This is a genomic window from Streptomyces sp. NPDC047525 (genome assembly GCF_040643025.1).
Lineage (GTDB): Bacteria > Actinomycetota > Actinomycetes > Streptomycetales > Streptomycetaceae > Streptomyces > Streptomyces durmitorensis.
Genome location: NZ_JBEYTL010000012.1, coordinates 53,234 through 70,298, shown reverse-complemented (window position 1 = coordinate 70,298; position 17,065 = coordinate 53,234). Strand labels below are relative to the sequence as shown.

The 17,065-nt window shown below is 69.7% G+C and carries 14 protein-coding genes and 1 tRNA gene; 8 read left to right on the top strand and 7 right to left on the bottom strand.

Annotation, left to right across the window (positions count from 1 at the left end; all coding sequences use genetic code 11):
• Positions 1 to 184: 184 nt before the first annotated feature.
• The 4 genes from ABZ833_RS30710 to ABZ833_RS30695 all read right to left on the bottom strand — a co-directional run bounded on the left by ABZ833_RS30710 (position 185) and on the right by ABZ833_RS30695 (position 2,698).
• Positions 185 to 1,015, bottom strand: coding sequence for an MBL fold metallo-hydrolase (locus ABZ833_RS30710; RefSeq protein ID WP_361053180.1), 831 nt, complete (start codon positions 1,013 to 1,015; stop codon positions 185 to 187).
• Between the two features lie 70 nt (positions 1,016 to 1,085).
• On the bottom strand, positions 1,086 to 1,955 hold the full coding sequence (locus ABZ833_RS30705) for an NUDIX hydrolase (RefSeq protein WP_249588687.1): 870 nt from the start codon (positions 1,953 to 1,955) through the stop codon (positions 1,086 to 1,088).
• Positions 1,956 to 2,069: 114 nt separating this feature from the next.
• Positions 2,070 to 2,540 carry a RidA family protein gene (locus ABZ833_RS30700; RefSeq protein ID WP_361053177.1) on the bottom strand — a complete coding sequence of 157 codons (471 nt, stop codon included), beginning with the start codon at positions 2,538 to 2,540 and terminating at the stop codon, positions 2,070 to 2,072.
• Positions 2,537 to 2,698, bottom strand: coding sequence for a DUF4177 domain-containing protein (locus ABZ833_RS30695; RefSeq protein ID WP_003975360.1), 162 nt, complete (start codon positions 2,696 to 2,698; stop codon positions 2,537 to 2,539). The genes ABZ833_RS30700 and ABZ833_RS30695 overlap by 4 nt, the downstream gene beginning before the upstream one ends.
• An 82-nt stretch (positions 2,699 to 2,780) precedes the next feature.
• On the opposite strand from ABZ833_RS30695, the gene ABZ833_RS30690 reads away from it, so the two are divergent.
• Both ABZ833_RS30690 and ABZ833_RS30685 read left to right on the top strand, forming a co-directional pair.
• Complete coding sequence (locus ABZ833_RS30690; protein ID WP_361053174.1) at positions 2,781 to 3,761, top strand: ArsA-related P-loop ATPase; 981 nt, start codon at positions 2,781 to 2,783, stop codon at positions 3,759 to 3,761.
• The gene (locus ABZ833_RS30685) at positions 3,758 to 5,176 is read left to right on the top strand and encodes an ArsA family ATPase (protein ID WP_361053171.1); all 1,419 of its coding nucleotides are present in this window, start codon (positions 3,758 to 3,760) and stop codon (positions 5,174 to 5,176) included. Before ABZ833_RS30690 ends, ABZ833_RS30685 begins: the two co-directional genes overlap by 4 nt.
• Before the next feature lie 82 nt (positions 5,177 to 5,258).
• Here the strand turns inward: ABZ833_RS30685 and ABZ833_RS30680 are convergent, their stop codons facing one another.
• Entirely contained in the window at positions 5,259 to 5,603 is a 345-nt protein-coding gene (locus ABZ833_RS30680; RefSeq protein ID WP_167828965.1) for a WhiB family transcriptional regulator, read from the bottom strand.
• A gap of 416 nt (positions 5,604 to 6,019) precedes the next feature.
• Between ABZ833_RS30680 and ABZ833_RS30675 the strand changes: the two genes are divergently transcribed.
• Positions 6,020 to 8,266, top strand: a complete 2,247-nt coding sequence (locus ABZ833_RS30675; protein ID WP_361053168.1) for a transglycosylase domain-containing protein — start codon at positions 6,020 to 6,022, stop codon at positions 8,264 to 8,266.
• Between the two features lie 137 nt (positions 8,267 to 8,403).
• On the opposite strand, the gene ABZ833_RS30670 is transcribed toward ABZ833_RS30675, so the two are convergent.
• Positions 8,404 to 8,868 (bottom strand): GatB/YqeY domain-containing protein, encoded by a 465-nt coding sequence (locus ABZ833_RS30670; RefSeq protein ID WP_361053165.1) that lies wholly within the window; start codon positions 8,866 to 8,868, stop codon positions 8,404 to 8,406.
• Between the two features lie 75 nt (positions 8,869 to 8,943).
• On the opposite strand from ABZ833_RS30670, the gene ABZ833_RS30665 reads away from it, so the two are divergent.
• From ABZ833_RS30665 to ABZ833_RS30655, 3 genes are all read left to right on the top strand, one after another.
• On the top strand, positions 8,944 to 9,870 hold the full coding sequence (locus tag ABZ833_RS30665; RefSeq protein WP_361053162.1) for a metallophosphoesterase: 927 nt from the start codon (positions 8,944 to 8,946) through the stop codon (positions 9,868 to 9,870).
• A gap of 173 nt (positions 9,871 to 10,043) precedes the next feature.
• Positions 10,044 to 10,796 (top strand): Pr6Pr family membrane protein, encoded by a 753-nt coding sequence (locus ABZ833_RS30660; RefSeq protein ID WP_361053159.1) that lies wholly within the window; start codon positions 10,044 to 10,046, stop codon positions 10,794 to 10,796.
• A 51-nt stretch (positions 10,797 to 10,847) separates the two neighbouring features.
• Positions 10,848 to 10,921, top strand: a tRNA-Pro gene (locus ABZ833_RS30655).
• Between the two features lie 172 nt (positions 10,922 to 11,093).
• Here ABZ833_RS30655 and ABZ833_RS30650 read toward each other — a convergent pair.
• A complete protein-coding gene (locus ABZ833_RS30650; protein WP_361053156.1) occupies positions 11,094 to 11,516 on the bottom strand; it encodes a peptidase inhibitor family I36 protein in 423 nt (140 codons plus the stop codon).
• 154 nt (positions 11,517 to 11,670) lie between these two features.
• On the opposite strand from ABZ833_RS30650, the gene ABZ833_RS30645 reads away from it, so the two are divergent.
• On the top strand, positions 11,671 to 12,354 hold the full coding sequence (locus ABZ833_RS30645) for a hypothetical protein (RefSeq protein WP_361053154.1): 684 nt from the start codon (positions 11,671 to 11,673) through the stop codon (positions 12,352 to 12,354).
• 511 nt (positions 12,355 to 12,865) lie between these two features.
• Positions 12,866 to 16,924, top strand: a complete 4,059-nt coding sequence (locus tag ABZ833_RS30640) for an AAA family ATPase (RefSeq protein WP_361053151.1) — start codon at positions 12,866 to 12,868, stop codon at positions 16,922 to 16,924.
• Positions 16,925 to 17,065 lie beyond the last annotated feature (141 nt).

Below are 17,065 nucleotides of genomic sequence, written 5' to 3'. Positions count from 1 at the left end.
CGATGCGTGGCTGGGTCGCCGCCTCGGTGGGTGGGCGGGTGCGGGATCGATGCGTGGGTGGGTTGCCGCCTCGACGGGTGGGCGGGATCGGGGCCTGCGTGGGTCGCCGCCTCGACAGGCGGGATCGATGCGTGGGTGTTCTGCCCGCCGATTCCAGTTGCGGGGCAGTGGCTTGGCGTTTGGGTTAGATCAAGCCGTGTTCGCGCAAGTAGTCCAGTTGTGCCCGTACCGACAGTTCCGCTGCCGGCCACAAGGAGCGGTCCACGTCCGCGTACACGTGGGCCACCACCTGCGACGGCTCCGCGTGGCCGTTCTCGACGGCCGTCTCGACCTGGGCCAGGCGGTTCGCGCGGTGCGCCAGGTAGAACTCGACCGCGCCCTGGGCGTCCTCCAGGACCGGGCCGTGGCCCGGCAGGACCGTGTGCACGCCGTCGTCGACCGTCAGGGACCTCAGGCGCCGCAGGGAGTCCAGATAGTCCCCCAGGCGGCCGTCAGGGTGCGCCACGACGGTCGTACCGCGGCCCAGGACCGTATCTCCCGTCAGGACCGCCTGATCGGCCGGGAGATGGAAGCAGAGGGAATCCGCGGTGTGGCCCGGCGTCGGGACCACGCGCAGCTCCAGGCCGCCCGTCGTGATCACGTCACCCGCGCCCAGGCCCTCGTCGCCGAGGCGCAGGGCAGGGTCGAGGGCCCGCACCTTGGAGCCGGTCAGCTCGGCGAAGCGCGCGGCGCCCTCCGCGTGGTCCGGGTGGCCGTGGGTGAGCAGGGTGAGCGCGACCCGCTGCCCGGCCTTCTCCGCCGTGGCGATGACGTGCTGGAGGTGTACGTCGTCCAGGGGGCCCGGGTCGATGACGACCGCGAGCCCCGAGCCGGGTTCGGAGACGATCCAGGTGTTGGTTCCGTCCAGCGTCATCGCCGACGCGTTGGGCGCGAGGACGTTGACCGCGCGGGCCGTGGCGGGACCGCTGAGGACCCCGCCCCGGGGCTGGCCGGGGAGGGCTGCGGCTTCGGTCATGCGGGGGTGACTCCCGTCCGGTTCGTGGGCATGGGCCTGGGAGTGGGGGTGAGGGCGAGGGTGAGGGTGGTCATGCGGGGCGGCTCCCCGTGGGGATGTGCTTCGTGAACTCCTCGTGGCCCGGCCAGGTCAGCACCAACTCGTCGTCCTCCAGGCGCGCTTGGGCCAGGACCGGGGTCAGATCGCGCTCCGGGGCGCCGGCCAGGGCTTCGGCCGCCGACCCGTAGGGGCTCAGCTGACGCAGGGTCGCGATGGTCGGCGGCATCATCAGGAGGTCGCCCTTGTCGTACCCGGCCGTGGCCTCCCCCGGGGCGATCCACACCGTGCGGTCGGCCTCCGTGGAGGCGTTGCGGGTGCGCTGCCCCTCCGGGAGGGCCGCCACGAAGAAGAACGTGTCGTAGCGCTTCGGCTCGAACTCCGGAGTGATCCAGCGCGCCCATGCGGCAAGGAGGTCACTGCGGAGGACCAGGCCCCGGCGGTCCAGGAACTGGGCGAAGGAGAAGTCGCGGGCCACCAGGGCCTCGCGGTCCGCCTCCCAGTCGTCGCCCGTGGTGTCGCCGACGACGCTCGACGGGGTCGGCCCCGCGAGCAGCACGCCCGCTTCCTCGAACGTCTCGCGGACGGCGGCGCACACGATCGCCTGGGCGCCCGGCTCGTCCACGCCGAGGCGCTCCGCCCACGTCGCGAGCGAGGGGCCCGCCCAGCGCACGAGATGGTCGTCGTCGCGCGGGTCCACGCCACCGCCCGGATACGCGTACGCGCCTCCGGCGAAGGCCATGGAGGCGCGTCTGCGCAGCATGTGTACGGCGGGGCCCGTCACGGAGTCCCGGAGGAGCATGACCGTGGCCGCCCGGCGCGGAGTCGCGGGAATCAGTTCGCCGCTGCTCAGCGCACGGATACGGTCGGGCCACTCCGGGGGGTACCACTGCCCATTAGCCATGGGCGGAGGCTATCCCCTAGTGGGCTGATGTTCGAGAGGCAACTATCGGGTGCCAGAAGGCGGCCGACAAGGCGGCCGACAAGGCGGCCGACTCGGCAGCCGACAGGGCGGCGATCACGCCTCGGTCAGCTCCACCTGGACCTCGACCTCGACCGGCGCGTCGAGCGGCAGGACCGCCACGCCCACGGCGCTGCGGGCGTGCACGCCCTTGTCGCCGAGGACCTCGCCGAGCAGCTCGCTGGTGCCGTTGATCACGCCGGGCTGGCCCGTGAAGTCCGGGGCCGAGGCCACGAAGCCGACGACCTTCACGACGCGCTTGACGCGGTCCAGGTCACCGGCGATGGACTTCACCGCGGCGAGCGCGTTCAGGGCGCACGTGCGGGCCAGTTCCTTGGCCTCCTCGGGCGTCACCTCCGCGCCGACCTTGCCGGTCACCGGAAGCTTGCCCTCCACCATCGGGAGCTGGCCCGAGGTGTAGACGTACACACCGGACTGGACCGCCGGCTGATAGGCGGCGATCGGCGGCACGACCTCGGGCAGGGTCATGCCGAGCTCGGCGAGCTTCGCCTCGACGGCCCCGCTCATGCCTGCTTCTCCCGCTTCAGGTAGGCCACGAGCTGCTCAGGGTTGTTCGGCCCGGGGACGACCTGGACGAGCTCCCAGCCGTCCTCGCCCCAGGTGTCCAGAATCTGCTTCGTGGCATGGACGAGCAGCGGCACGGTTGCGTATTCCCACTTGGTCATATGGCCGACTGTAGCCGTTCTGAGGCACTGCTCACGGTGGCCTCCTGCTTAGCCCGGACGCCGACTGGTTAGGCTCGGAAGTGTGAGCAGGCTCCAGGTCGTCAGCGGCAAGGGCGGTACCGGCAAGACCACGGTGGCCGCCGCACTCGCGCTCGCCCTCGCGACGGAGGGCAAGCGCACCCTCCTCGTGGAGGTCGAGGGCAGACAAGGCATCGCGCAGCTCTTCGAGACCGAAGCGCTGCCGTATGAGGAGCGGAAGATCGCCGTCGCTCCCGGGGGCGGGGAGGTGTACGCCCTCGCCATCGATCCCGAACTGGCGTTGCTCGACTACCTCCAGATGTTCTACAAGCTGGGGGGCGCGGGACGCGCGCTCAAGAAACTCGGCGCCATCGACTTCGCCACCACCGTCGCGCCGGGCCTGCGGGACGTCCTGCTGACCGGCAAGGCCTGCGAAGCCGTACGCCGCAAGGAGAAGAGCGGGCGGTACACGTACGACTGCGTGGTGATGGACGCGCCGCCCACCGGCCGCATCACGCGCTTCCTGAACGTGAACGACGAGGTGGCGGGGCTCGCCAAGATCGGCCCGATACACAATCAGGCGCAGGCCGTGATGCGCGTGCTCAAGTCGCCCGAGACGGCGGTCCACTTGGTGACGCTCCTGGAAGAGATGCCCGTCCAGGAGACCGCCGACGGGATCGCCGAGCTGCGCGCCGCGAAGCTCCCCGTGGGGCGCGTCATGGTGAACATGGTGCGGCCCGCGCTGCTCGACGAGGCCGCCCTCGAACTCGGGCTCGGCGGGACCCCGCGCACCGCCATCGCCAAGTCCCTGTCCGCCGCCGGACTCGGCGGGGCCCGCCGCGGAGGTGTCGCCGAGCGTCTGGTCGACCCGCTCCTGGAGCAGGCCTCCGAGTACGCCGAGCGGTACGCCCTCGAACGCTCCCAGCGGGACGTCCTGGGCGAGCTCGGCCTCCCCCTGCACGAACTCCCGTTGCTGTCCGGGGGGATGGACCTGGCAGGGCTCTACGAACTCGCCACGGAACTGCGGAAGCAAGGGATCGCATGACCTCGGACCCGGCACGAGACCCGGACACGACACGCCCCCTGGACCCGGCCCGCACGCTCGACGTGGACGCCCTGATCGACGACCCGAAGACCCGCATCGTGGTGTGCTGCGGCTCCGGAGGCGTCGGCAAGACGACCACGGCGGCCGCGCTCGGCCTGCGCGCCGCCGAACGGGGCCGCAAGGTCGTCGTCCTGACCATCGACCCGGCGCGCCGGCTCGCCCAGTCCATGGGGATCGACTCGCTCGACAACGTCCCGCGCAAGGTCAAGGCGGTCGACGGCGAGGGCGAGCTGCACGCCATGATGCTCGACATGAAGCGCACCTTCGACGAGATCGTCGAGGCGCACGCGGACAAGGAGCGGGCGAGCGCGATCCTCGGCAACCCCTTCTACCAGTCGCTCTCGGCGGGCTTCGCGGGCACGCAGGAGTACATGGCGATGGAGAAGCTGGGGCAGCTGCGCTCCCGCGACGAGTGGGACCTGATCGTCGTCGACACGCCGCCCTCGCGTTCGGCCCTGGACTTCCTCGACGCGCCCAAGCGCCTCGGCTCCTTCCTGGACGGGAAGCTGATCCGGGTGCTCATGGCCCCGGCGAAGGTGGGCGGCCGGGCCGGGATGAAGTTCCTGAACGTCGGGATGTCGATGATGACGGGGGCCCTGGGCAAGCTGCTCGGCGGCCAACTGCTGCGTGACGTCCAGACGTTCGTGGCCGCGATGGACACCATGTTCGGCGGCTTCCGCACCCGCGCGGACGCCACGTACCGGCTGCTCCAGGCGCCGGGCACGGCGTTCCTCGTGGTGGCGTCGCCGGAGCGGGACGCGCTGCGCGAGGCGGCGTACTTCGTGGAGCGCCTGGCCGCCGACGACATGCCGCTCGCCGGTCTCGTCCTGAACCGGGTGCACAGCAGCGGCGCCGCTCAGCTCTCGGCCGAGCGGGCGCTCGCCGCCGCGGAAAATCTTGAAGAGAGCCGCATTGTGGATCAGGAGGACGGGAAGGTTGGAGTTCGTAGCTCCCACGAGGCTCCCGGCAACTCCCCCGAGGCCCCTGGCAGTTCCCGGACTCCCGCACCTTCTGACGCATCCTCGGAAGAACCTCCCGAGGAGCCCTCCGAAGCGCCTGAAGCACCTCAAGCACCTCAAGCACCTGCCGAAGCGCCTGAAGCACCTTCTGAACTCCATGACACTCATCCGCCCGTGGCACAGCTGACCGCAGGCCTGCTGCGACTGCACGCGGAGCGCATGCAGCTGCTCGCGCGCGAACAGCGCACGCGCGACCGCTTCACCGCGCTTCACCCCGAGGTTGCCGTGGCCGAAGTGACGGCGCTGCCGGGCGATGTGCACGACCTGGCAGGCCTTCGGGCCATCGGGGACCGGCTCGCGGCCGGTACTGATGGTGATCCGGCCGGAGCTGCCTGAGCAGCGGGACCGGCCCACTGCCACGCGGCCGGTGGGGACTCTCCCCCACCGCCACGCGGCGGACGGGCTGACCCGACGGGCGCTAACCCACTGCCGCGTAGCTCTCGTACGTCTCGTCGTCCTCCAAGTCCACGGGCAGCAGGCCCGCGCCACGCTCGTACTCGGAGCGCGCCGTCTCCAGCAGACGGCGCCAGGAGGTGACTGTGGGACGCCTGCGCAGCAATGCGCGGCGCTCCCGCTCAGTCATGCCACCCCACACGCCGAACTCGACGCGGTTGTCCAGCGCATCGGCAAGGCACTCCGTGCGCACCGGGCAGCCGGTGCACACCGCCTTGGCCCTGTTCTGCGCTGCTCCTTGAACGAACAGTTCATCTGGATCGGTAGTGCGGCAGGCCGCCTGCGCACTCCAGTCGGTTACCCAGCCCATACCGGCGCCGTCCTCTCCCGAATCGAGGCTCCCCCACGGCGGCAGCGGCATATTCACCGCCGCCAGTTGAGGACGTTACGGAAGGTGGGCACAGCGCAACACCCCCTTCGGGCCCAATCTTGAATGGCCCGAACGGACTATGCGTAAGCGGCAGATCACCCGACGGAGTGAGCTGGCGACATGCGTGATTAACCCGGCAAATGCGGGCACTTCAGCTGAGTCACAACGGGCATCGAATGCCGCATGAGGCGAATTCGGACACACTTTCCCTAGCCCCAAAAGAGCAGGGGGAGTCCCCATTCGGGATTCGGGACCGACGGAGGGGTTGTTGCCAAGCCGCACTGCTGTGACAGTTGAGAGCAGCTTAGGCCAAGGCATTGAGGCGTGTCCGGCGAATCAGAACGTAGGCTGCCCCCATGGGAAAGAAGCGCTCGGGCGGTGGTCTGTCACCAACTCAGCAGGCCGCGAAGTTCCTAGGTGTCAGCGTGCTCGCGGGAGCCGTACTGGCAGGTATCGCCCTGCCCGCGGCCGGCGCGCTCGGCCTCGCGGCGAAGGGCTCGGTGGAGGGATTCGACGAGATCCCCTCCAACTTGAAGCAGCCGCCGCTGAGTCAGCGCACCACGATCCTGGACAACAAGGGCGGCTCCATCGCCACGGTCTACTCACGTGACCGCACCGTGGTGCCGCTCAAGGAGATCTCGCCGTACATGCAGAAGGCGATCGTCGCGATCGAGGACTCGCGCTTCTACGAACACGGCGCGGTCGACGCGAAGGGCATCCTGCGCGCGCTGAACCAGAACGCGCAGAGCGGCGGCGTCTCCCAGGGCGCGTCCACGCTCACCCAGCAGTACGTGAAGAACGTCTTCGTCGAGGAGGCGGGCGACGACCCGACGAAGGTCGCCGAGGCCACCCAGCAGACCCTCGGGCGCAAGATCCGCGAGCTGAAGTACGCGATCCAGGTCGAGGACAAGCTGGGCAAGAAGCGCATCCTCAGCAACTACCTGAACATCACGTACTTCGGGCAGCAGGCGTACGGAGTCGAGGCCGCGGCCCAGCGCTACTTCTCCAAGCCCGCCAAGAGCCTCCAGGTCCAGGAGGCCGCGCTGCTCGCCGGCATCGTGCAGTCCCCCAGCCGGTACGACCCGGTCAACGACACCGAGGAAGCCACCAAGCGCCGCAACACGGTGCTGCAGCGGATGGCCGAGACGCACGACATCACGCAGGCGGAGGCCGCGGCGGCGAAGGAGAAGCCGCTCGGCCTCAAGGTGAGCAAGCCCAAGAACGGCTGCATCACGGCGGTCAGCGGCGCCGGGTTCTTCTGTGACTACGTACGCGAGGTCTTCCTCTCCGACCCCGTCTTCGGCAAGACCAAGGAAGACCGGGCCAAGGTCTGGAACCAGGGCGGTCTGCGGATCAAGACCACCCTCGACCCGCAGGCACAGCAGTCCGTGCAGGCCTCGATAAAGGATCACGTCAACCAGTCCGACGACGTGGCCACGGCGGCCACCATCGTCGAGCCCGGCAGCGGCAAGATCCTGGGCATGGGCCAGTCGCGGCCCTACGGCTTCAAGAAGGACGAGACCACGATCAACCTCTCCGTGGACGACTCCATGGGCGGCGGCGCGGGCTACCAGCCGGGATCGACCTTCAAGCCGATCGTCGCGGCGGCCGCCCTGGAGGGCGGCATGCCGCCGACGAAGAGCTACGGCGCTCCGTACGAGATGCCCTACCCCGACAGCGTCGCGGCGTGCGACGGCAAGAAGTGGGTGAACTCGGGCGGCGCGAAGCTCACCAACGAGAACGAGTCCGAGGTCGGCCCCTACGGCATGAAGGAAGCGACCGCGAAGTCGGTCAACACCTACTACGTGGAGATGATCGGCGACATCGGCATCTGCCCGGTGACGAAGATGGCCAAGGAGATGGGCGTCGAGCGGGCGGACGGCCGCAAGATGGACCAGGCGCCGTCGATCGCGCTCGGCACCCAGGAGATGTCGCCGCTGACGATGGCGGGCGCGTACGCGACGTTCGCCTCGCGCGGCAAGTACTGCTCGCCCGTCGCGATCGAGTCGATCGCCGCTCCGGGCGGCAAGACGCTGCCGGTGCCGAAGTCGACGTGCTCGCGCGCGATGTCGGCGAAGACGGCCGACACGATCAACACCCTCCTCAAGGGCGTGGTCGAGGACGGAACCGGCCAGCAGGCCGGCCTCGGCTCCCGCCCGAGCGCGGGCAAGACGGGTACGACCGACTACCGCTACGCCGCCTGGTTCGTGGGCTACACCCCGAACATGTCGGGCGCGGTCTGGGTCGGCGACCCGCAGCACAAGCGGCAGATGGTCGACATCACCATCGGCGGAGTCCCGTACGACAAGGTCTTCGGTGGTGAGGTCCCCGGTCCGATCTGGCGGGACGCGATGAGCGGCGCGCTGGCGGGCAAGCCCGCGCCCGGCTTCAACACCATCCACATCCCGGACGGCGACAAGGGCAAGGACAAGGACAAGCCGCACGAGGACAACAAGCCGGGTGGCGGCGGCCACGGCGGTGGCGGAAATGGCGGAGGCGGCAACGGCGGGGGCGGCGATCCCTGGCCGGACATCTCGCTGCCGCCGGACGTCATCGGCGGGAACGGCAATGGGGGCGGGATCGGTGGGGGCTGGGACCGGTGAGCGGTAACAGGTAACAGGTGAGAGGTGACAGGTAGCTCTTCCGGATCCTCCGCTTGATACGTGCTCGATACGTGGATGAGGGCGCCCCCTGCTTCAGGGGGCGCCCTCATCCGTTTCTCTCAGGTGGGTGGTCGTGCTCAGCCCGCGAGCAGCTGCTTGACCACGGCGGCGACGCGGCCGCCCTCCGCCAGGCCCGCGACCTTCGGGTTCACGATCTTCATGACCTGGCCCATGGCTCGCGGCCCCTCGGCGCCGGCGGCCTTGGCCTCCTCGACGGCCTGGGCGACGATCGCCCGGAGCTCGTCCTCGGAGAGCTGCTTCGGCAGGTACTCGGCGAGGATCTCGCCCTCCGCCTTCTCCTTCTCGGCCTGCTCGGCGCGGCCGCCGTTGGCGAAGGCCTCCGCGGCCTCGCGGCGCTTCTTCGCCTCGCGGGCGATCACCTTCTGCACCTCGTCGTCGGAGAGCTCGCGAGCCGTCTTGCCCGAGACCTCCTCCTTCGTGATGGCGGTGAGGGTCAGCCGGAGCGTCGAGGAGCGCAGCTCGTCGCGCCCCCTGATAGAGGCGGTGAGGTCTTCCTGAAGCTTCGCCTTGAGCGTGGTCATGCGGTGATTGTCGCAGGTGCGGACGGCCCGACGCCCGCTGATTTACGGGGCCTTCGGGTCTGACACGATGGGTGGATGCGCGCGCGATACGCAGTACCTCTGGGAATCACGGCGACGGCCGCCGCCGGTCTGGCCTACTCGGTGGGCATCGAAGCCCGCCTCTTCCGACTGCGACGGGTCACGGTGCCGGTCCTTCCGCCGGGGATGCGACCGCTCAGAGTCCTCCAGGTCTCGGACATCCACATGGTGTCCGGGCAACGCAAGAAGCAGCGCTGGCTGCGCTCCCTCGCGGGCCTTCGCCCCGACTTCGTGATCAACACCGGGGACAACCTCTCCGACCCGGAGGGCGTGCCGGAGACGCTGGACGCGCTCGGCCCGCTGATGCAGTTCCCCGGGGCGTACGTCTTCGGCTCGAACGACTACTACGGCCCGAAGCCGCGCAACCCCGCCCGCTACCTGCTCGAGAAGGCCCAGGGCAAGCACGGCCTGAACGGCAACCCGCCCGCCGTCGGCGTCATCCACAACCCGTGGGAGGACCTGCGCGACGGGTTCGACTCCGCGGGCTGGCTGAACCTCACCAACACCCGGGGCGCGCTGAAGATCGAGGGCTACGAGATCGGCCTCACCGGCGTGGACGACCCGCACATCAAGCGCGACCGGTACGCGCACGTGGCGGGCGGTCCCGACGCGGGCGCCGACTTCTCGATGGGCATCGTGCACGCCCCGTACCTGCGCAGCCTCGACGCCTTCACGGCCGACGGCTACCCCTTGATCCTCGCGGGCCACACGCACGGCGGCCAGGTGTGCATCCCCTTCTACGGGGCGCTGGTCACCAACTGCGACCTGGACACGGACCGCGTGAAGGGCCTGTCGACGCACGAGGCGGAGGGGCAGACGTCGTACATGCACGTCTCGGCGGGCTGCGGCGCGAACCGCTACACCCCGATGCGTTTCGCGTGCCCGCCGGAGGCGACGCTGCTTACGTTGACTGCTCGGGGCTGAGGGGCCCCTCCCGGGGGGGGGCGGGGCTGGGGCTGGGGCTGGCATTGGCTGCGCGGGACGCTGCTGCGCTGCCGCGCTGCCGCGCAGGACCGGGAGCTGCCCCCCCCGCTTCTCTTCCTCTGCCGCTTCTCTGCCGCGCTGCGGATGAGCGAGACGGTGCTTACCGTGGGGACATGATCACGCGGACCTCGTCGACCGCCCCGGCGGAGGCGGTCGTGCCGCGCCCGCGCCGCCCCGTGACCGCGACCTTCCGGGCACTGGTCGCCCTGGCCGCGGTCACCGGCATCGTGATCGACCTGGTCATCGGCAGCCCACTGCGGGTGCTCAGCTACTTCACCATCCAGAGCAATGTGCTGTTGGCGGTGGTCTTCACCTTCTCGGCCCTGCGCGCCTGGCGGGGCCACCGCGCACTGCCTCCGCTCCTGACCGGCGGCACGCTCCTCTTCATCTCGATCACGGGCCTCGTCTACCACTTCGTCCTGGCCAACGGTTCGAGCGGCTTCGCCATGACGGAAGACATCGAGACGTACTCCGGCTGGCACTCCCTCTCCAACCAACTGCTGCACACCGTGACCCCGATCGGCGCGCTCCTCGACTGGCTCCTGCTCACCCGCCCCGGCGGCCTCCGCCTGCATCACGCCGCGCAGTGGATGGTCTACCCGCTCGCCTACCTGGCCTTCGCCCTGACCCGCGGCGCGCTCATGTCCCCCGGCTCACCGGCGCGCTACCCCTACCCGTTCCTGGACGTCGAGGTGCACGGATACGCAGGGGTCCTGGCCAACGCGGTCTTCTTCGGCCTGGCCTTCTACGCGCTGGCCCTGCTCCTGGTCGGCCTGGACCGGATCCGCCCAGGTCGCCGAGGCAGGGTGCGGCCCGGAAGCCAGGGCCCGAAAACCGGATTTCGTCTCCGGGCGCCGGTCCGCTAAAGTAATCGATGTCGCCACGACCTGCGCAGCGGGCCGGTGGAGCAACGACATCGGGGTGTAGCGCAGCTTGGCAGCGCGCTTCGTTCGGGACGAAGAGGTCGTGGGTTCAAATCCCGCCACCCCGACAGCTGAAACAGCAGGTCAGGCCCGGTCTTCCAAGAAGGAAGACCGGGCCTGATTTGTGTTTCAGGGGCTCTGGGGAGTGAGCGGGGAGTGGATCAAGGAAATCCACTCCCGGGCGTCACCCTTGACGAGGCCGCATCGATGCACCGGGCTGGGGCGGTGGCAGCTTCCCGCTCAGTTGCACTCTCCGCGCCACTCCACCTCGGTAATCGTCTTCGCGCTGGAGAACGTGCCCTTGTAAGGCGTGCTCGAGCCGGAGCCATTCCAGTAGTGAATGCACTTCGGTCCACCGCCTACCCAGGACAGATCCACATGGTCCGCCCCCACCTGGGGCTCTCCATTGTTGAAGTAGGACCGGATGCCACGGAGCTCGCCGGACCAGTAGACCTTCTTCTTGTGCATAGTGCCGGTCTGGTTGGCTCCGGTGTACAAGCAGAAGTACTTGTCCGGGCATGCTTCAGCGGAGGCGTTGGGTACGACCTCCACTCCGACAGGCCCAGCCGCTGCCGGAGCCGCACTAGCGGTGGGCATCAGGGCGCCGAGCACGGCCGCTGTCGCGGCGCCGGCAAGGGCGAGGCGCTTGCTATTCACAGGCATGTCTCCTCAGAGATCCAGGGCGGGAGGCTGTGCCCGATCAAAGTGCCGCAGATCAACTCGCAGCAGCACCTCGTACACCTGAGGTTGGCAGGGATGCATCGATCTGCATGCCGCCTCTGTCCGTCGCATTGGGTGCTCCCGATAGCCTCTGGGGGTGTCGACGATGGCCATGCCCGGCGATGAACCGGGACGCTCAATCCGGGAACTCGCCGCTGCCCTGCAGCTCATCAGCAACAATCTCGCCCAGCCCATGAGGCAGGCTCAGGCCTCAGCACAGGTCTTCTCTGCCCTGATGGCGCAGCACCATGAGCTGCAGACGGCGTTCGACAAGATGCGCATGTCGACGACTGAGCTCGCCAAGATCCTCAACTCGGTTCGCCTGCCGCTGTCGCACCTGCAGGCCATGCGGAGCTGGGTATCTCTTGCCGAGCAGATGCGAGCGGGGCTCTCGGCCCTGGACCTGCCCGCCGCGACGCGGACCACCGCGACGCAGCTCCTCGACGAAATCGATGTCCTCCCGCCGCAGGTCTCGCCCCAGGAAGTCGCCGAGTCGGTCCCGACCGGCATGGTCGAGGAACTGACGGACACGGTATGGCAGTTGGACCCCGGCTTCCTCAGTGCCGCGCAGTCGCGTCACGCTGCGGCGGCCACGGCCGCGGTGATGGTGTTCAGCCTCTATCTCACGCTGGGGATGACCTATCCCGCGATCGAGGAGGTCGCGAGCGGCATGGGCGGCTTGTCCGGTGCGCTCCCCGCCGCCGTAGCGGCCTACTGGGCAACGTGGAAGGCCTGGGGCAAGTTCCATGGCGTTGAGGACGAGGCTGACGAGGAGCCGTGAAGGGACCAGCTGAGGACTCAGCCAGGGCCACCGCACCCCATCCCGTCCCGTCCCGCCCGAGGCGCACGTGCGCCCGCGCCAGGCAGACGGACAGGCAGACATGTACGGGGCCTGATCCCTCGCCTCGCAGCGCCACGCCACGCCGCGTCGTTTCGGCACCGGTCCCTCCCCTGTGGGGACCGGTGCCGAACGACGGACTGCATCGATCCGCGCCGTGTCGGCGTAACAGCGCGGATCGAGGAAAGGCGGATCCGCAGTCCACGCGACAGCGGTCCGGAGGTGAACGGTGGAAACCAGCCGAGGCGATGCAGCGTCGCGGTTCACCTCTGCGGGTCACCCCGAGCTGGTGACCTGCCCTGACGCTGCGCGGTTGGTTCGCTACCGATTCGCGATCCTGCCAGTTGGGGCCACGGAGGAGGAGGTTCCGTCATCGTCCGGACGCCTAATCCGCAGGTCAGCCGTATAAGGTGAGTTTTCCGGTCCGGATGTTCAGGTGCGGGGGAAGTTAGGGGTGGAGGCCTTGAGTTCCGACTCGGGGGCACGCACAGCCTTCGCGGAACGTCTCGCGCTGCTGTACAAGGAAGCCGGTAACCCTCCCCTCCAACGCGTGGCCGAGGCGGTCGTCCGGCAGCAGCGGGTCGACGAACGCGGGCGGACCGTGCGGGTGTCCGCCCAGCGGATCAGCGACTGGCGGCGGGCCAAGAACGTGCCTGCCCAGTTCGCCGCCCTCTCAGCCGTGCTCCATGTGCTGATACCCGAAGCGCGGCGCGAGCAGCCCGCGCCGGTGTCGACCGGTCTGTACGACATGGCCCAGTGGCAGCTCCTGTGGGAGCGCGCGGTGGCCGACCCGGTCAGCGGTCGCGCCGCCCCGGCATCCACGGAAGACGAGGACCGGCTTCAGGCCGAGGCCCCGACCGCCGTCCACGGTGTGTGTCCCTACCGAGGTCTTGCTTCGTACCGCCAGCAGGACGCCCGGTGGTTCTTCGGTCGCGAGCGGAGCACGGATGCCCTCGTCGCTCAGCTCCGCGCCGCGGAGAAGACGGGCGGCCTGGTCATGCTCGTGGGCGCCTCGGGGGCGGGAAAGTCCTCCCTGCTGAACGCGGGGCTCGTTCCCACGTTGCAGAACGGCGCGCTGAGTGGCGACAGCAGCCAGGCAGGACCCGTGCTCCAGCTCGTGCCGGGGAGTGATCCCCTCGCGGAACTCGCCCGCCAGATACCTGGTCTCGCGCACCTCATCTCTGCCGCCGAGGAACCAGCGGGGCCGGCCCTGTCGGCGGGGCCGGCCGTGCCGGAGCCTGGCAGTCCGGAATTCTCCGACGCCGTGCGGGAGGCCGTCACGGATTGGGCGCGACGCGAGACCTCGTCCTCCGGCCGGCCGGTCGTCATCGTGGATCAGTTCGAGGAGACGTTCACTCTGTCCTCCGACGAGGCGGGCACGCGCACCTTCATTCAGCTTCTTCAAGCTGCGTGCTCGCCCCGCGACGCCAGCGACTCGGGCGACGGCGGCGACCCCGCTCCCGCGCTCGTGGTCCTCGGCGTACGCGCCGACTTCTACGAGCACTGCCTCGGGTACCCCGAACTGGCCGACGCGCTGCAGCACCGGCACATGGTGCTCGGGCCGCTGACCACCACGGAGTTGCGCGACGCGGTGACCGGCCCTGCCAAGGCCGTGGGGCTTGAGCTCGAACCGGGGCTCGCGGAACTGATCGTCCGGGAAGTGAGCACGGACGGACCCCGCGGCACGCACGACGCGGGAGTGCTGCCGCTCCTCTCCCACGCCCTGCTCGCCACGTGGCAGCGGCGCAAGGCAGGAAGGCTGACGCTGGGCGGCTATCGCGCGGCGGGCGGAATCCAGGGAGCCGTCGCGGCGAGCGCCGAGCGCGCCTGGTCCGACCTCGACCCGGCGGCCCGCACGGCCGCGAGGCTGCTCCTCCTCAGGCTGGTCAGGCTCGGTGAGGACACCCAGGCCACCCGCAGGCGGGGTACGCGGCGCCAGCTGGCCGAGGAGTCGACGGATCCCGGCAAGACGGAGGAGTCGCTCGAAGCGCTGGTACGCGCCCGGTTGGTGACGCTCGACTCGGAGACCGTGGAGATCACGCATGAGGCGCTGCTCCACGCCTGGCCCCGGCTGCGCGACTGGATCGACGAGGACAGGAACGACAACCTGCTGCGCCAACGCCTCGAGGAGGACGGCAGGACCTGGGAGGACTCCGACCGCGACACGGCACTGCTCTACCGGGGTTCCCGTCTCGAGCAGGCCCGTGCCTGGCGGAAGACCGCCGGTGGCACGTTTCTGACCAGAGGAGCGGTGGAGTTCCTGGCCGCCTCGGCCAGGCTCCGCAGGCGCACGGTCCTGATCATTCGTGGTGCGGTGGCGGCTCTGGTCGTCCTTGCCGTGGTGGCCGTCGCCTCGGCGGTGGTCGCGTGGCAGCAGCGGGACGACGCGGTGTTCGAGCAGGTGGTCGCCGAGGCCGATCGCGCCCAGCACACGGATCCGTCCCTGTCCGCCCAACTCGACCTGGTGGCCCACAACCTGAGGCCGGACGACCAGGGCACGAAGAACCGCCTGCTCTCGATCGTGAACGCGCCGCTGGCCACCCCGCTCCTCGGCCACAAGGGCGCCGTCTACCTCACCTCGTTCAGCCCGAACGGACGGCTCCTGGCCACCGCCAGCTACGACAGGACCGTACGGCTGTGGGACGTGGCCGACCCGTCCCGTCCTCAGCCCATGGGCAAACCCCTCACGGGACACACGAGTTGGGTGAGCAGCGCGGTCTTCAGTCCGGACGGCGACACCCTCGCCACCGCGTCGGACGACGGCACGGTCCGGCTGTGGGACGTCCGTGATCCCGGCCACCCGCGTTCGCTGGGGCCGCCCGTCACCGGTCATGGCGGTGCGATCTATCTGGTCGCCTTCAGCCCGGACGGGCGCACTCTGGCCTCCGCCAACGACGACCACACCGTTCGGCTGTGGAACGTCGCCGACCCGAGCCGGCCGAAGGCGCTCGGCGCCCTGCCCGGCCACACCGCCGCCGTACGCTCCGTGGCCTTCAGCCCCGACGGACGGACGCTGGCGGCCGGTGGCGACAGCGGCACGGTCAGGCTGTGGAACATCGCCGAGCCGCGTCGCCCGAAGCCGGTCGGCAAGGCGCTGACCGGCCATACGGGCACGGTGCACTCCGTGGCCTTCAGTCCCGACGGGCGCACTCTCGCCAGCGGCAGCAGGGACAACACCATCCGGCTCTGGAACGTGACCGACCCGCGCCGCGCGAAATCGCTCGGCCCGCCGCTCACCGGCCACACCGGCGCCGTGTGGTCCGTGGCCTTCAACCCCGCGGGAACCATGCTCGCGGCCGCCAGCGCGGACAGCACGGCCAGTCTGTGGAACGTCCGTGATCCGGCGCACCCGTCGCAGGTCGGCGAGCCGCTCGCGGGCAGCAGCGGGGAGATGTACGCCCTCGGCTTCAGCCCCGACGGACGTACTCTCGCCACGGGGAGCGGCGACAACAAGGTCCGCCTGTGGTCGATACCGACGTCGGACATGATCGGCCAGATCGGAGCGTTCCGCCCTGACGGGAAGGTGCTCGCCACGGCCGCGCGCGACGAACAGCTTCGGCTGTGGAACGTGGAGCGTCCCAACCGGCCCGTGTCGCTGAGCAAACCGTTCAAGCCCTGGGACGGGGACGCGCGTTCGCCGGTGTTCTCCCCCGACGGCCGCACTCTCGCGGTGCTCACGGGAAACCACGCGGTGCAGCTGTGGAACGTCACCGACCCGACGCGCCCCGTCCCCCACGGGCCGCCCGTCGCCCTGCGGACACGGTTCGCGGCCGCGCTGGACTTCAGCCCGGACGGGCGCACGCTGGCGACCGCCGACACCGACCGCACCATTCAGTTGTGGGACGTCAGCGACCCCTCGCGCCTCCGCAAGCTCGGCGGGCCGCTCACGGGCCACAAGGGCTACGTCAACTCCCTCGTCTTCAGCACGGACGGACGAGCTCTCGCCAGCGCCAGCGCGGACGGCACGATCCGGCTCTGGAAGGTGTCCGACCCGCGCCATGTCACCCGGCTCGGCAAGCCTCTCAAGGGGCACCTCGGCCCCATCAACGAGCTCGCCTACAGCCCGGACGGCCGTACGCTGGCCAGCGGGAGCGACGACGGCACGGTCCGGCTCTGGAACGTCACCCACCCCGACAAGGCAGCCCAGTTGGGCTCCCCGCTCACCGGCCACACCGACGCGGTGGTCTCCCTGACGTACAGCCCGGACGGCCACACCCTGGCGAGCGGCGGCAACGACAACACGGTCCGCCTCTGGGACGTCACCCACCCCTCAAGCGCCTCCCCCATCGGTCAGTCCATGAGCCCCAACGCCAAGACCGGCAGTTTCCTGTCGTTCAGCCCGCAGGGCGAGATGCTCGGCGTTTCGAGCGGCACGGATACCGTCCGGCTCTGGAACTTGGACACCGACGAGGCGATTCGTCGCATTTGCTCGACCACTCGGGACGTTCTTACGCGGGAAAAATGGCACGAGTATCTGCCTCGCCTCTCGTACGCGCCACCCTGCGACGACTAACGGTTCACCACCCCTCCCCTACGGATCACGGTGCGTGATCCCGGTCACAACTCCCCAATTCGACGGAGTAGTTGCCTCCCTTTACCCGAGCAGCCTTGTTACGGTTGGCCACAGCCCGATCGCTGGTGCATCCCCCGTCGC